The sequence below is a fragment of the Pseudomonadota bacterium genome, from assembly GCA_039193195.1.
Lineage (GTDB): Bacteria > Pseudomonadota > Gammaproteobacteria > Steroidobacterales > JBCBZW01 > JBCBZW01.
On record JBCCWS010000001.1, the window covers coordinates 138006 to 152807 of the forward strand.

Genomic DNA, 14802 nt, shown 5'->3' on the forward strand with positions numbered 1-14802 from the left:
AAGTTTGCGATGATCCCTATCCGCGATGAAAACCCTGCCACCCTGACGCCGGTCATTACCGTACTGGTGTTGTTGACCTGCGTGGGCGTCTTCCTTTGGCAGCTGTCCTTAGGGCGAGCGAATCAGCTTGCGGTCTTGAGCCTCGGTTTGACCCCAAAGGTGCTGTTCGGCTTGGCCTCGCTGCCCTCGGAGTTGACCTTGGTGCCGCCCGTCGCCACCGTGTTCAGCTCCATGTTCCTGCACGGCTCGATCCTGCACATCGCCTCCAACATGCTCTACCTTTGGGTGTTCGGCGACAATGTCGAATCGGAGCTCGGTCATGTGGGGTTCGCGCTGTTCTATCTCGCCTGCGGGGTTGCGGCGGCCCTTGCCCAGGCAATCCCCGATCCCACCTCGACGGTCCCCATGATCGGCGCGAGCGGCGCGATCTCGGGCATCCTTGGCGCGTACATGATCCTCTTCCCAACGGCCAAGGTCTCGGTGGTGTTTCCGCCGTTCTTCTTCATTCGCCCGGTTCCGCTGCCGGCCGTGCTGGTGCTAGGCGCTTGGTTCGCTCTGCAGCTGTTGTCCTCTCAGGCGGTGTCTGCCGGGGAGGGCGGCGGTGGCGTGGCCTTTCGCGCGCACATTGGCGGATTCATCGCCGGAATCCTATTCCTCAGCGTGTTTCCGCGCCGAAAGCACCGCCCCCAGGCGTCCTGATCACCAGCGTATCCCCGGCCGCCACCTCGACCTGCGCGCTTGCACTCAGGCGCTCTTCACGCCCGTCTGCGCGCAACAGCAAGTTCTCGCCAGCTTGGCCGGCGCCCCCGCCATTCAGGCCAAAGGGCCCCTGAGTCCGATTGTTCGAGAGCAAGGACAGGCGCATCGCGTCGAGAAAATTCAGGCGGCGCTCGACGCCGTCCCCTCCCCGCCAACGGCCTTTGCCGCCCGAGCAGTGGCGGATCGCGAAGGCCTCCACCCGCACGGGTAGACGCCACTCGAGAATCTCCGCATCCGTGAGGCGCGAGTTGGTCATGTGAGAGTGAACGGCGCTCGCGCCATGGTAGCCCGGTCCGGCACCGGTGCCGCCGCAGACCGTCTCGTAGTACTGGTGCGTCTCGTTTCCGAAGGTGATGTTGTTCATCGTGCCTTGGGCGCCGGCTTGTACGCCAAGGGCGCCGTAGAGTGCGTCTGTGATGCACTGGGATGTCTCCACGTTGCCCGCCACTACGGCGGCGGGCGGTCGCGGATCGAGCATGGAGCCAGGTGGAATGATCAGCTCGATCGGTGCCAAGCAGCCTTCGTTCATAGGTATGTCGCGGTCGACCAGCGTGCGAAACACGTAGAGCACAGCGGCACGGCACACGGCGGCCGGTGCGTTGAAGTTGTTCGGCGCTTGGGCCGAGGTGCCGCTGAAGTCGACGACTGCCGTACGCGCTTGCGGGTCTAGTGCTACGTGCACGTGGATTCGCAGGCCGTTGTCTAAGGGATAGGTAAACTCGCCCGCTGCCGGTAGGCGAGCGATGGCACGGCGCACGCACTCCTCGGCGTTGGCCTGTACGTGCGCGGTGTAGGCGCTCAGTACCTCGATGCCGAAGTGCTCAGCCGCCCGTTCGAGTTCCTGGAGTCCGCGAGCGTTGGCAGCTAACTGTGCACGTAGGTCGGCGAGGTTGCGAGCCGGCGCGCGCGCGGGCCACGGTCCAGCCTCCAGGTGCTCGTGCAGGCCAGCTTCGTCGAGGGCGCCGTGGCGCATTAGCGGGAAGTGATCGAAGAGAACGCCTTCCTCGTCGATGTGTCGGCTAAAGGCGGGCATGGAGCCCGGCGTCGTGCCGCCGATGTCGGCGTGGTGGCCTCGCGAGGCGACGTAGAAGTCCGGGCTGTCTGCTGCTTCGCGCAGGTAGACGGGGCTGACCACCGTGAGGTCAGGCAGGTGGGTGCCGCCCGCGTAGGGCGCATTCACCAGGAAGGCATCGTTGGCTCTGGGGCTGCGACCTCGCTGCGCCTCACGCCGTATCACCGCGCGCACGCTCTCACCCATAGACCCTAAGTGAATGGGCATATGAGGTGCGTTGGCGACCAGTCCGCCCAGCGCATCGAACACTGCGCAGGAGAAGTCCAAGCGCTCCTTGATGTTCACTGAGGAGGCGGTGTGCTGGAGAACCGTGCCCATTTGCTCGGCGATATGGCGAAAGCGGTTGTTGAACAGTTCGAGCAGCACGGGGTCGGCGCGATTGGCAACCTGCTCTTGTGCCACTTGATCTGGGATCATGCGACGTTCTAGTAGCAGGTGACCGTCGCGATCTAGGCTGGCCGACCAGCTGGGGTGGATCACCGTAGTGCCGTTGGCGTCCACGATGATCGCGGGGCCGTCGACGCGGCAGGGAGACTGGCAGCGCTCTCGGAGGTAGAAGGGGGTTCGCTGCCACTCGCCGTCAAAGTACACCTCACGCACGAGCGCGGCCGAGCTAGGGTCGGCGTGGGGCGGTGAGTCGCTCGGCGCTGATTCGGCGTCGCTCGGGATGCCGGCGCCCGGCGCGATGGCTTCCACCTCGACGGATTCGACGATGATGGCCCCCTCGCGATGGGCGTAGCCGTAGTGCTGTTGGTGAAGCTTGGCAAGGGCCAGTGTCATCTCGGCAGCGTCGGTTAAGGGCGTGGCATGGGAGGTGTCCGTGCCCTCGTAGCGCAGGTGGGCGCGACGTTCGAAGCGCAAGGGTGAGGCGTCGCCTGCGCGTGCGCGCAACGGCTGACCCGCCTGCTCCTCCAGGTTGGATAGGGTGGACCTAAGTCCGCTTAGGAGGGCCTCGTCGAGGCGTGCTTCCACCGCGTGTTGCCGGATCTCTCGGATGTCCGCGAGGCCCATGCCATAAGCTGAAAGCACGCCCGCGTAGGGATGGATGAACACGCGGCGCAGTCCCAGCGCGTCGGCCACGGCGCAGGCGTGCTGGCCGCCCGCGCCACCGAAGCAGCACAGCGTGAAGTTGCTTAGGTCGTAGCCTCGCTGCACCGTGAGGCGTTTGATGGCGCTCGCCATGTTGTCTACGGCTATGCGCAGGAAGCCCTCGGCGGCGCCTTCTTGCGAATAGACTTGTTCACTCGCGCGATTGACTTCCTCCGTCAGGAGGCGAAAGTGCTCCCGTACGGCCGCCTCATCGAGCGCCTGATCGGCGTTCGGGCCAAACACCTGAGGGAAGTGGCAGGGATTCAGGCGGCCGAGGAGCAGGTTGGCGTCGGTGACCGTCAGGGGCCCGCCACGACGGTAGCAGCAGGGGCCGGGGTCGGCGCCGGCGGAGGCAGGCCCCACCTGGAAGCGACCGTCTTCGAAGCTAAGGATGGATCCCCCACCTGCCGCCACCGTATCGATGCGCAGCATGGGTGCCCGAAGGCGCACGCCAGCGACCGCGCTGTCCTGCGTGCGTTCCAGCGCGCCTGCGTACAGCGCGACATCCGTGGAGGTGCCGCCCATGTCGAAGCCGATCAGCGTGTTCAGGCCGACGGCAGCGCCGGTGCTCACCATACCGATGACCCCGCCGGCTGGGCCGGACAACACCGCATCCTTGCCACGAAAATGCTCCGCCTCAGTGAGACCGCCGTGGCTGCGCATAAACAGTAGACGCTGCGGCCTCACCGTCGGACCGGTGTTGTCCTCGGGGTCCGCAAGGGCCGCTTGGAACTGCGTGACGTAGCGCACTAGCAAGGGCGAGAGGTACGCGTCTGCCACCGTGGTATCGCCCCGACCTGTGAGACGTGGCAGGGGCAGTACATCACTGGAGACGCTCACGTAGGAGAAGCCCATCGTGCGAGCGAGATCTGCAGCCGCCCGTTCATGCTGGGGATAGCGGTAGCCGTGCAGGAACACGATGGCGACGCTGCGCATCCCATCATCGATTGCGGCTCGCAGCGGGTCGAGCAAGGTCGCAGGGTCGAGAGGCAGCAGCACGCGGCCGCGTGCATTCATGCGCTCAGCTGCTTCGATCACGCGAGCGTAGAGCGGTGCCGGCCGACGGATCTCGCGGGCGAATAGATCCGGACGTGCCTGATCGCCGATCGCCAGCGCGTCTGCAAAGCCGGCCGTAGTGAGCAGCACACAGGGGTCACCTTCGCGTTCGAGAAGGGCGTTGGTGGCGACCGTGGTGCCCATGCGGATGGCGTGAACCGGCGCACGCCCCACGTCCTTCGCTTGGTTCAGAATCGCACGTACGCCATGGGCGGCGGCGTCCCTGTAGCGCTCCGGCGCCTCGCTGAGAAACTTGCGGCACTGAACGGCACCATCAGGGGCGCGCGCCACGATATCCGTGAAGGTGCCGCCGCGATCGATCCAGAACTCCCAGCCCGGCCCCTGCACGCAGTCAGCCTCCGTTCAGCTTCCCTCAGGTAAGAAGGAAGACCGTGACAGGCCGGCGGGGTAGGCGCAAGGGTGAGCGACAGTCTATGCTCGGCATCGACATGCGAAGGACCACGCCCCTTGCTCGCCTCCTGGCTGATGACAGGAGATGCTCATGAGTCGCCAACCAGACGACGCGCAAGCCTGCGCTCGCCGGCGCGCCGTGCTCTTTGCCTTGGCGGGCATTAGTGTCAGCGCATTGGCGCCTCGGCGCAGTGGCGCGGCGCTACACGCCCTCGACTGGACGCCAGCGCGGGAGATAGTGGTGGAGAAGGGACGTCGGCGCTTAACCCTATACCGCAGCGATGGCACCGTTCGCGTGTTCCCCTGCGTACTCGGCGCAAGCCCACGAGGCCACAAGGAGCGTGAAGGGGACAACCGCACTCCGGAAGGGCGCTACGTCATCGACTTCAAGAACATCAACAGCCGCTTTTTCCTCTCCGTCCGCGTCTCCTACCCGAATGCTCAGGACCGGGCCCGCGCGCGCGCCGCGGGGGTGAGGCCTGGCGGCAACATAATGATTCACGGCATGCCGAACGAGGCCCGCCGTCCCTATCGCGGCTTACTCACCAAGGACTGGACCAATGGCTGCGTCGCCGTCTCCAACGAGGCGATGATGGAGATTTGGCTTGCCAGCCGTGAGAACACGCCGGTGGTGCTACGCGCGTGATCGATGAGCGCGTGATCGTCCTGATCACGTTGGTGACCTACCAGGTGCTGCTGATCGGCATCGGCTGGTGGGCGAGCAAGCGCACGCATGATTCAGAGGACTTCTTTCTCGGGGGGCGTAACCTCGGAGGCTTTGTCGCTGCCATCAGCGCCAGTGCTTCATCGTCGTCGGCGTGGACTCTGCTCGGGGTGAGCGGCGCGGCCTACGCCTGGGGCCTATCTGCCCTATGGTTGTTTCCGGCCACCTTAAGCGGGTTTCTGATCAACTGGGTGCTGATCGCGCCCCGTTTGCGCACTCTTGCGGGTGAGAGCGGCGCGGTAACGCTGACCGACGTGATGGCTGCGACTGCACGAGGGGAGAGGTCCCTTGCCGTGGCACGCTTGGCGAGCATCATCGTGCTCGTCTCCTTCGGGTTCTATGTCGCGGCGCAGTTTCAGGCAGCAGGCGCGGCCTTCGACAGCCAGTTCGGACTCGACGCGGAACTAAGCGTCTTGATAGGTGCGCTGATCGTCGTGCTCTACACTCTGCTCGGCGGATTCTGGGCCGTGAGCGTGACCGATAGCGTGCAGGGCGTTTTGATGGCGGTTACGGCCGTGATCTTGCCGCTGGCCGGCGTGCTCGCCGTCGGTGGCCTAGGGCCGTTATGGGAGCACCTTGCTTCGGCGGGCGATGGGGGGCCGTTCGGTGCACGTGCGGCACCCGCAGCGATTGGCTTCGTGGCCGGCACGCTGGGCATCGGCTTGGGCTATCCGGGACAGCCCCACGTGCTCAATCGCTTCATGGCACTCGGCGACGATCAGGCCCTACGCCGGGCTCGGCTTATCGCGGTGGGCTGGGCGGTAGTGGTGTACGCGGGCATGCTCTGCACTGGCTGGTGTGCCCGAATGCTGCTGGATCCCGCGGATGCTGCGGGGGAGCAGGCCTTTTACGGCCTGACCGCTAGCCTGTTTCCGCCCGTGGTGGCGGGGATGATGTTGGCCGCCGTGCTCTCGGCCATCATGTCCACGGCGGATAGCCAGCTGTTGGTAGCAGCCTCGTCCGTCTCGCACGATCTGCGCCGAGGCATCGAACAGCGCATCTCCCTGTCCAAGTCACGGGCCGTGGTGCTGGGCCTTAGCGCCTTCGCCCTGGCGCTTGCGCTCTACGCGCCGCAGTCGATCTTCTCGCGTGTACTGTTTGCGTGGCATGCGGTTGGGTCTGCCTTCGGTCCGCTGGTGGTGGCCATGCTGCTGGGGCGAGTCATCCCTGTACCCGTGCGACTGGCGGCGATGGGCGCCGGCGCTGGTCTCACCGTGCTGGCCCACTGGCTGGCGGACTCTCCCGGCGATTGGCTCGAGCGCCTCCTGCCCCTGGGCGTTAGCGCTGTGATCGTATGGGCAGGTTCGAGGCCTTCCAGGGATCAGCGCGGCTTGGCTAGCCGGTGAAGACGCCCTCCATCTCGGCGTCTAGCGCTTGCATAGGCTGCTCGAAGTAGCGATGAAAAGAATTAGGTAGATTTCGATAATCCGTGTCTTCGATCGCGAGGGGGCGGGAGTTGTAGGTGTTCCAGTAGAGGCAAGGCTGGCGAGCCAGCTGAGGGTCGTCGAGGTCTTGTTGGAGGGCGAGCATGGCCTTGCCCGTATAGGTGCCTTCCAAGGTCACCCCATCACTGTCGTAGGTGCGGCGCACAGCTTCAATGGCCTGCGGCGTGTAGCGCGCGTACTCACCGCCGAAGCAGTCGTGGCGCACGGTGACCCGGCAGTCTTGAGGCGTGAGCTTGGCAAAGGTGCCGCCGCTGCGTTCGTGGAGGAGGGAAGAGGTTTGGCGTATCAGCGTGTGCAGGCGCTTCTCGTTGCCAAAGCGCTCCGCGGTGACGCGTACGGCGATGACTTCGCTGTCGAGGCCGGCGGCCCTAAGCCCGAGCGCCAACCCGGCTGCGGTGCCGGTGGTGCCGAAGGCCATGTAGATTCGTGCGGGCGCCGGCAGTTCGCCAGCGGCTACTTGGGCTGCCAACTCGAACGCCGCAGCGACGAAACCCACCGCGCCCAAGGCGCAGGTGCCGCCCCCAGGGATTACCGCGGGCACGACTCCGTCGAGGCGCTCGTGCCGATCGAGCTGATAGCGTACGGCGTCGCCGAGCGCCTGCTCGTCGGGATAGTGGTGCAGCTCTGCACCGGTGAGGTAATGGGCGAGCAGATTGCGGCATACCTTGCTGGAGAGCACCTGCGGCACGAGCATAGAGATGGCGCCAAGGCCCAGGCGCTTTGCGTGGATCGCTGTCGCCAAGGCGTGATTCGATCCGACCGCGCCGAAGGTCATGACCTTTCGTGCGCCGTTTTTCCGCGCTTGCGCCAGCAGGAATTCCAACTTTCGCAGCTTGTTGCCGCCGTAGGTGACATCGGCAGCGTCATCGCGTTTCAGGTAAAGTGCGGACGCGTCGCAAGCGCGCTCCAGCCCGCTCAGTCGCTGAATGGTGGATGGATAGGTGCCAAGGGCGAGATGCGGCAGGTGCGCTTCGAGGCTGGGATAGTGCTGGAACAGAGGATTCAAGAGCTTCTCCCGCGGCGGGACGAGCCTGCGGGGCGCGCTAGACGCGCCAGTCCCATGGGCGTGTTGGGCAAGGTCTTGGTCGACGATACACCTTGTCGGCCGAGGCTTGCTATCTTCTGCGCCGAGGGGCTCGCGGCATGACCCGCATCGCAGTGGTAGGTGGTGGCTACGCAGGCATCTCGTGTCTCGCGGCGGTGCGCTCCCAGCTGCCGGCGGCCCACCTGACCCTGATCGATCCGAGCGCCCATCACCTCAAACTAACGCACCTACACGAGGCAGCCTCGCGGCCCCTCGACGAACTGCGCATCCCCTTTGCGGAACTCGCCGACCGCCTACGCTTCGAACATGTGCGAGGCTGGCTTGGCGAGAGCGACCAAGGCTTCGATGTCGGCGATTTGGCGCAGTGGAGTGCGGCGCGCCGCTTTCCAGTGCGCTTGGCGGGTGACGCGCAGGCTGTGCAGCGGTTTGATGCGGACTACCTGGTGCTCGCCTGCGGTGGTGAACCGACGCTCGAGGCAGCCGGGTGGCCAAAGGTGCTGACGCTGCGCGAGCTACGCGATCTCGACCTGCGCCAGCGCCTGCGCGATCTGTGCGATGAGCACGGGGTCGATGTGCGCGTCAGTGTCGTGGGAGCGGGGGCGAGCGGCGTGCAGTTTGCTTGCGAGCTCGCTGAGGCCGTGCGCCGGCTCGGTGCCCGGGGCACAGTTCGCCTGCTCGACCAGGCGCATGCGCCGCTAAGTGAGATGCCCGAGCGCGTCAGGCGCTACGCGCTCGAGCGCCTTACTGCCGTGGGTGTCGAGTGGTGGCCCCAGGCGCAGTTCGAGGGGCAGGAGGGCGATGTGCTTCGCTTTCGAAGAGGTGACAGGGACGGTGCGATTGACGAGGTTCCTTCAAACCTAACATTATTACTAACTGGCGTAAAGCCTTCGCCCTGCTCGATGAAGACCAATCGCTACGGCCAGGTGCAAATCGAGGGGAGAGCGCTCGAGGCAGTGTTCGCCGCCGGTGATTGCGCGCAGGTGGATGGCGGGGGCTCCAACGCCGCAACTGCCCAGGTGGCGCTGCGACAGGGCCGCCACGTGGGGATTAATCTGGCTCGCCTGCACCGCCGCCGACCGCTGCTTGAATGGGTTTTTCAGGAGCTGGGCTACGTGGTCAGCCTCGGCGTGTTGGACGCAGCGGGGTGGGTGTTGTTCCGGGGGCACGTGGTCACCGGTATGGCCGCCGTGGGGATCAAGGGTGCCGTGGACACCCAGTACGATCTGTTCCTCGAAGGCATCGATACCTACCTTCTTTAGCAGGCTGCCATGGGATCAGAAGTCGCCTTTCGCTTGGTTCAAGTCGCTGGCGCCATCTTGACGCTGGTCTTGGCATCCCGTTCCTTCACGGCTCGGGTGCTGACCCTAGGCGACGAACCTACCCTGCCGCGCTACCAGGCACCAAAGGGGCTCTACGGCCTCGGCACGGCGAGCTATGCGCTGATCATGGCCTTGCTCTACCTCATGCTGGTGACCGTGTGGACGCCTCTGCGACCCTTGATCGATGCCGTGTTCAATCCAGCGACAGCAGATGCTGCCGCCTACCTCGCCAGCATCACCGCCGGCCTGGTGGTGCCGCTCATGGTGATCCTCGTGTTCTTCTTTCTGCTCACGTGGGAAAGCCCCCTGAACCCCGTGCTAGTGCTGCGTGGGGTGGTCTACAACCTCTTCGCCATACCGCGCCGCGCGCAGGATGTGTACACCTCTCTGCGTGGGGCGGGCTTGCAGGGCGTGGACGAGGTGCACCGCAAGGCGTGCATCGCCAATCTCCTGGCGGACAGCTTGGCGGCGGAGGACTTCGATCGTTCCGCGGACACGGTGGAGTACCGCTGGGCTCGCGCCTGCCTGCTGTTCGGCCAGATCCAGGGCTACGCGGATCAACACTCCTATCATCGCTTCTTCCAGGAGCCGTCGCTGAAATGGGGGCAGATCTGCATCTCCTTCAACGAGACCTCGGAGAGGGTGGCGAATTGGAAAAGGGCGGAGCCGCACTATACCAAGACCTTGGAGCTTATCGAGAAGCTCGATCAGCTGGTCCGATGGCTATGCAGATTATTAGCGTGCATCGTGGTGTACGGCAGCCCCAACGAGGAGGAGATGTGGAAGACCGTCGCTCGCCTGGGCGGCGATCCGCGCCAGGTACGCTTGCGCCACACCTATCGCCATCTGCTTCTGTTCTCAGCGGCGATCGTGGCGGCCGTGGCAGTGGGGCGAGAGGTATCGGTGGTGGTCTACAACGTGTTGTTCCAACCGCCCAGGCCGCTCGAGCATTTTGCCTTCGACACGGTGCGCTGGAGCCTCTACGCCACCAGCATGTACGTCGTGCCCATGGCGGTGGTCTTCGTGGCCCATGCCGAGGCCTACCGATCGCCTCGCAACCCCGCGCGCTACTACGGATTTTACGCGCTGATGACGCTCATCTGCTTTGTGATCAGCACCTCGATGTCCGCCTTGGTGTTCGGGCTTTCGGCCAACGACACGCAGTTCAGTTTCGCTGCCAGCTTCGTAGGCTCCATGCGCTTTGGAATCTTGCCGGCACTCATGTGCGGCTACGTGGCCTATCAGATGGACGCGCCAGCGTTGGAGGACCCCAAGAGTTGGCGCGACGAGCTCCGCCTAGCGGGGATTCGCGCAGGGACCTGGGCAGTGTTGGCCCTGATCATCATGCTCTACGCCACTGATGAGATGCCCCTAGAGTCCGAGGGGCTGCGAGTTACCATGACCATCACTTCGGGCTTCGTGTCGGCCTTGATCGCCGCCGCGGCTCGCTTTCGTATCCAAGCCGCTCAGCGCGTGGCGCCCGGCGACGCCTGAGCCCTCAGGCTCGGGGCATCGCCGTAGCTCTCGACCTACGCCTGCTCACGTAGAGCCGCGATCCGCTCCTCGAGGGGCGGATGGGTCAAGAACAGCTTCTTGAGACCGCCCGTGCGGCCGCCGGAGATTCCCATCGCAGCCATCTCATCGGGTAGCTCCCCGCCGCCCGTTCGCAGGCGATCGAGGGCACGGATCATCTTCTCCCGACCGGCGAGGCGCGCCCCGCCCGCATCGGCGCGGAATTCGCGGTAGCGAGAGAACCACATGACGATCATGCTCGCCAGCACGCTGAAGACCAGCTGCATCACCAGTGAGACGATGAAGTAGCCCGGCCCGTGACCACTCTCCGTGCGGAACACCGCCCGGTCCACGATGTGGCCGACCAAGCGCGATGCGAAGACGACGAAGGTATTGACCACGCCCTGGATCAGGGTGAGCGTCACCATGTCGCCGTTCGCCACGTGGGCGATTTCGTGAGCGAGCACCGCCTCCACCTCGTCCGGCTTCATCCCGCGCAGAAGCCCCACGCTGACGGCGACTAGGGCGTTATTGCGGTTCCAACCCGTGGCGAAGGCGTTCATCTCGGGCGCATTCCAGATCCCTACTTCCGGCATACCGATCCCTGCCTCGTTGGCCTGGCGGCGAACCGTATCGATCAGCCAACGCTCGTTTTGATCGCGCGGGCCGTTCACGTTCAACAGCTGCACGCCCATGCTGCGCTTGGCCATCCACTTCGAGCTGAACAGTGAGATCAAAGAGCCGGTGAAACCGATCACAGCGGACATGATCAGCAGGCTCGTGAGGTCGATGCCACCGGTCTGTCGGTTGATCGTACCGTCCAGGCCCAGCAGGGAGAACACGATGCTCACCACCACGAGTATCGCGGCGTTCGTGCCTAGAAACAGGAGTATGCGAGTCATCGCAGATCCTCAAGTTGCGGTAAATGTTGGGATGTTTGGGCGCGCCTGCGCGGAGTCAAGGCTCGCCAGGGGCTTTCGTTGTCAATCTACACGAGCGTGGGTTATGTTTTAGCGACTTGTCCGTCGCGGTTTTTCCTGGCCGTGCCTCGACCAACCACTGGCGCCTTGCGCCACTGTTCGCATCGGCGCGTAGGTCCGCGGGCCTAGGTGACGGCGCGCCTGTCACACCACGAGGAGCAGCATGGTTTATTTCGTCACCGGGGCAACGGGGTTTATCGGCAAGCGAGTCGTGCGTCGACTCCTGAACCGCCAGGGCCATGTCCACGTGCTGGTCCGCAGCGCCTCCGAGGCGCGGACCGCGGATCTGCTGCGCTACTGGAAGACCGACGGTGCGCGGGTGACCTTCCTCGAGGGGGACATCACCAAGGGCAACTGTGCCCTCGCCGACGACCAGATCGATGCCCTCGTGGGCAAGGTGGATCACGTGTTCCATCTAGCGGCGATCTACGACCTCACCCGTAACGAGGAGCATCAGTACAAAGCCAACGTCGAGGGCACGCGACACGTGGTCGCGCTCGCCGAGCGCCTCAAAGCCGGGTGCATTCACCATACGAGTTCGATCGCTGCCGCCGGCCTCTACGACGGCGTGTTCCGAGAGGATATGTTCGAAGAGGCAACCGGGCTGGACGATCCCTACTATCGCAGCAAGCACGATGCGGAGGGCGTCGTACGCAACGATTGCGACATTCCATTTCGCATCTACCGCCCTGGGGTCGTGGTGGGCGACTCGCAAACGGGTGAGATGGACAAGGTGGATGGTCCTTACTACTTCTTCAAGCTCATCCAGCGCATGCGCCAGATGCTCCCGATCTGGATGCCGACGATCGGTCTAGAGGGAGGGCGTATCAATATCGTGCCCGTGGACTTTGTGGCCGACGCGATGGACCATATTGCGCACAAGCCAGGCCTTGATGGCGAGTGCTTCCATCTGACCGAAACGAAGGCCCGTCGGGTGGGGGACATGCTCAACCTCTTCGCCCGTGCCGGCCATGCCCCGGAGATGGCGTTGCGTTTCGACGCGCGCATGCTGTCGTTCATTCCAACCTCTCTCTTGCGCGGCATCGGCGCTCTCGCGCCGGTACAGCGAGCCAAGGACGCGCTGCTCGAGGATTTGCAGATCCCCGAGCAGGTGTTGCGCTTCATCGGTTACCCCACGCGCTTCGACCGCCGATCCACGGATGCAGCGCTGGCGGACAGCGACATTCAGGTGCCCGCACTCGAAGACTACGCATGGCGCCTGTGGGATTACTGGGAGCGCCATCTCGATCCCGACCTGCACATCGATCGCACCCTGAGCGGCGCCGTCAGGGGGAAGGTGGTCGTCGTGACTGGCGCATCCTCGGGCATCGGTAAATCTGCGGCGGTGAAAATCGGTGCAGCCGGTGGCCGTGTCGTGCTGGTCGCGCGCAAGCTTTCCAAGCTTGAGAAGACGAAGAAGTTGATCGACGAGGCCGGCGGTGAGTCGCACATCGTCACCTGCGATATCTCCGATGTGGAGGCTGTGGACGCCGCCGTGAAGCAGATAGAGGAGACGATCGGCACGGTCGATGTATTGATCAACAATGCGGGTCGGTCAATCCGCCGCTCCCTCAAGCATAGCTTTGAGCGCTTTCACGACTTCGAGCGAACGATGCAGCTGAACTACTTCGGCGCCCTGCGCATGATCCTGCGGATCTTGCCAGGTATGGTGGAGCGGCGTGCGGGGCACATCATTAACATCTCCTCGATCGGCGTGCTTAGCAACGCGCCGCGCTTTTCCGCCTACGTGGCCTCAAAGGCCGCCCTAGATGCGTTTACGCGCTGTGCAGCGGCGGAGTTCAACGACGCTGACGTACGCTTTACCACCATCAACATGCCGCTCGTGCGCACGCCGATGATCGCGCCGACGAAAATCTACCAGAACGTGCCGACGATCAGTCCGGAGGAGGCAGCAGATATGATCGTCGATGCCATTATTCGCCGGCCTCATCGGGTGGCGACGCGATTGGGAATCTTCGCTGAGATCGCCCATCTGCTTGCGCCGAACCTGGTGCAGGTGGGCATGAACACGGCTTTTATGCTGTTCCCGGATAGCCCAAAGGGCAGCGATGGCAAGCGCTTGCCGCGCAGTGCAGAGCAGATTGCATTCGCCCAGCTTACGCGCGGTATTCATTGGTAACCGAAGCGATTGGCACAGGATGTTACGTTTAAGCGGCGGACCTGTGATCTAAGTTCACACCCGCTGATCGTTGCCTGAGTACTATGGCGAGGCGTCGAGAAACATCGCATTCGCTCGGGGGACTAGCGCTTGAGTAACAGGGCCTTAATGCTCGCGATCCGCACCGCGGACCATCTGCTGGAACGGGAAGAACCAGCAGCGGCAGCCGACGTTCTCGAGCGCTACCTCGCCGCGCACCCCCCGCATGGGCGCATCCTGCAGCGCTTGGGCCGCGTACGCCTGATGCAGGGACGCGCCGCCGAGGCGGCGCACCTGCTGGAGCAAGCGCTCGACTGCCGTTCGACAGCCACGCTAGCCGAGGAGGTGGTCACGCTCAGCACGGATGGCGAACGCAACTCGACCACGCCCCCTAACGCCGCTGCGCGATAGCGTTTGCCGCAATACGATCCAGCAGCGCAGGCAGGAACGGTTTCAGTAGCAGGCCGAGGCGCGTTCTGCTCGAGGTCAGACAGAGTCGCTTGCGGGCCCAGGTGGCGGCCAGGATCATCTGGGCGCAGCGCTCGGCCGTCAGCAGCTTGCCCTCCTGCATGGGGGAGGTCCCGAGGGCCTCACCATCGGCTCCGATGGCGCGGCGGTGGGTCTGCGTAAGCACGAAGTCCGGCGCCGCTACGGTCACACTCACCCCGCTGCCGCGCAGCTCGACGCGCAGGCTATCCATGAAGCCGACCAGCGCGTGCTTGCTTGCTGCGTAGGCGGTGCGCTCCGGCACGCCGGTCATTCCCGCCGCGCTAGCCACGGCGACTAGGCGTCCGCCCGATGCGCGTAGGGCTGGTAAGGCGTGGCGCGCGCAGTGCACCGCGCCCATCAGGTTGACCTGGAAGAGACTCGAGAACACCTCGAGGCTGTGCAGGTCTTCGAAGCGCGCCCACATGGTGCTGCCCGCGTTGCACACCAGCGTGTCCAGGCGGCCGAAGCGCTGGACGCCTGCGTCGACCAGACGCTGGCAGTCGATCTCTCGACTCACGTCCGTCGGCAGGATGAGCACCTCGGCACCAAAATCACGGCACTCCTTGGCAATCTGCTCGAGGCGCTCAGTGCTGCGCGCCCCCAAGATGAGCTTAGCTTGGGCCCTGGCGAGGTGCAGCGCGCAGGCGCGCCCGATACCTTCCGTTGCCCCCGTCACCAACACGGTGCTGCCTGCATATGGGGCCTTCGACATGGGGAACTCCAGACACTGAGTACCGACGCTC

General features: G+C 64.5%; 11 protein-coding genes. 7 read left to right on the plus strand and 4 right to left on the minus strand.

Annotated features, from left to right (window positions below; all coding sequences use genetic code 11):
• Positions 1-9 precede the first annotated feature (9 nt).
• Positions 10-699: a rhomboid family intramembrane serine protease gene (locus AAGA68_00565; GenBank protein MEM9383526.1), complete on the plus strand. Its 690-nt coding sequence runs from the start codon at positions 10-12 to the stop codon at positions 697-699.
• Here AAGA68_00565 and AAGA68_00570 read toward each other — a convergent pair.
• Complete coding sequence (locus tag AAGA68_00570) at positions 656-4324, minus strand: hydantoinase B/oxoprolinase family protein (protein MEM9383527.1); 3669 nt, start codon at positions 4322-4324, stop codon at positions 656-658. The genes AAGA68_00565 and AAGA68_00570 overlap by 44 nt on opposite strands.
• A 154-nt stretch (positions 4325-4478) precedes the next feature.
• On the opposite strand from AAGA68_00570, the gene AAGA68_00575 reads away from it, so the two are divergent.
• Both AAGA68_00575 and AAGA68_00580 read left to right on the plus strand, forming a co-directional pair.
• Positions 4479-5033, plus strand: a complete 555-nt coding sequence (locus AAGA68_00575) for a L,D-transpeptidase family protein (GenBank protein MEM9383528.1) — start codon at positions 4479-4481, stop codon at positions 5031-5033.
• Positions 5030-6457 carry a sodium/proline symporter gene (locus tag AAGA68_00580; GenBank protein ID MEM9383529.1) on the plus strand — a complete coding sequence of 476 codons (1428 nt, stop codon included), beginning with the start codon at positions 5030-5032 and terminating at the stop codon, positions 6455-6457. The genes AAGA68_00575 and AAGA68_00580 overlap by 4 nt, the downstream gene beginning before the upstream one ends.
• On the opposite strand, the gene AAGA68_00585 is transcribed toward AAGA68_00580, so the two are convergent.
• On the minus strand, positions 6447-7562 hold the full coding sequence (locus AAGA68_00585; protein ID MEM9383530.1) for a pyridoxal-phosphate dependent enzyme: 1116 nt from the start codon (positions 7560-7562) through the stop codon (positions 6447-6449). The genes AAGA68_00580 and AAGA68_00585 overlap by 11 nt on opposite strands.
• A gap of 137 nt (positions 7563-7699) precedes the next feature.
• Between AAGA68_00585 and AAGA68_00590 the strand changes: the two genes are divergently transcribed.
• Together AAGA68_00590 and AAGA68_00595 are read left to right on the plus strand one after the other, a co-directional pair.
• Complete coding sequence (locus AAGA68_00590; protein MEM9383531.1) at positions 7700-8860, plus strand: FAD-dependent oxidoreductase; 1161 nt, start codon at positions 7700-7702, stop codon at positions 8858-8860.
• Positions 8861-8869: 9 nt separating this feature from the next.
• The gene (locus AAGA68_00595; protein MEM9383532.1) at positions 8870-10414 is read left to right on the plus strand and encodes a hypothetical protein; all 1545 of its coding nucleotides are present in this window, start codon (positions 8870-8872) and stop codon (positions 10412-10414) included.
• A gap of 35 nt (positions 10415-10449) precedes the next feature.
• Here AAGA68_00595 and htpX read toward each other — a convergent pair whose 3' ends face one another.
• Complete coding sequence (gene htpX / locus AAGA68_00600; GenBank protein ID MEM9383533.1) at positions 10450-11334, minus strand: protease HtpX; 885 nt, start codon at positions 11332-11334, stop codon at positions 10450-10452.
• 241 nt (positions 11335-11575) lie between these two features.
• Here htpX and AAGA68_00605 point away from each other — a divergent pair, with 241 nt between their 5' ends.
• Positions 11576-13552: an SDR family oxidoreductase gene (locus AAGA68_00605; GenBank protein ID MEM9383534.1), complete on the plus strand. Its 1977-nt coding sequence runs from the start codon at positions 11576-11578 to the stop codon at positions 13550-13552.
• Positions 13553-13681: 129 nt separating this feature from the next.
• On the plus strand, positions 13682-13981 hold the full coding sequence (locus AAGA68_00610) for a tetratricopeptide repeat protein (GenBank protein MEM9383535.1): 300 nt from the start codon (positions 13682-13684) through the stop codon (positions 13979-13981).
• Here the strand turns inward: AAGA68_00610 and AAGA68_00615 are convergent.
• Positions 13962-14771, minus strand: coding sequence for an SDR family oxidoreductase (locus AAGA68_00615; GenBank protein MEM9383536.1), 810 nt, complete (start codon positions 14769-14771; stop codon positions 13962-13964). The genes AAGA68_00610 and AAGA68_00615 overlap by 20 nt on opposite strands.
• Positions 14772-14802: the final 31 nt, after the last annotated feature.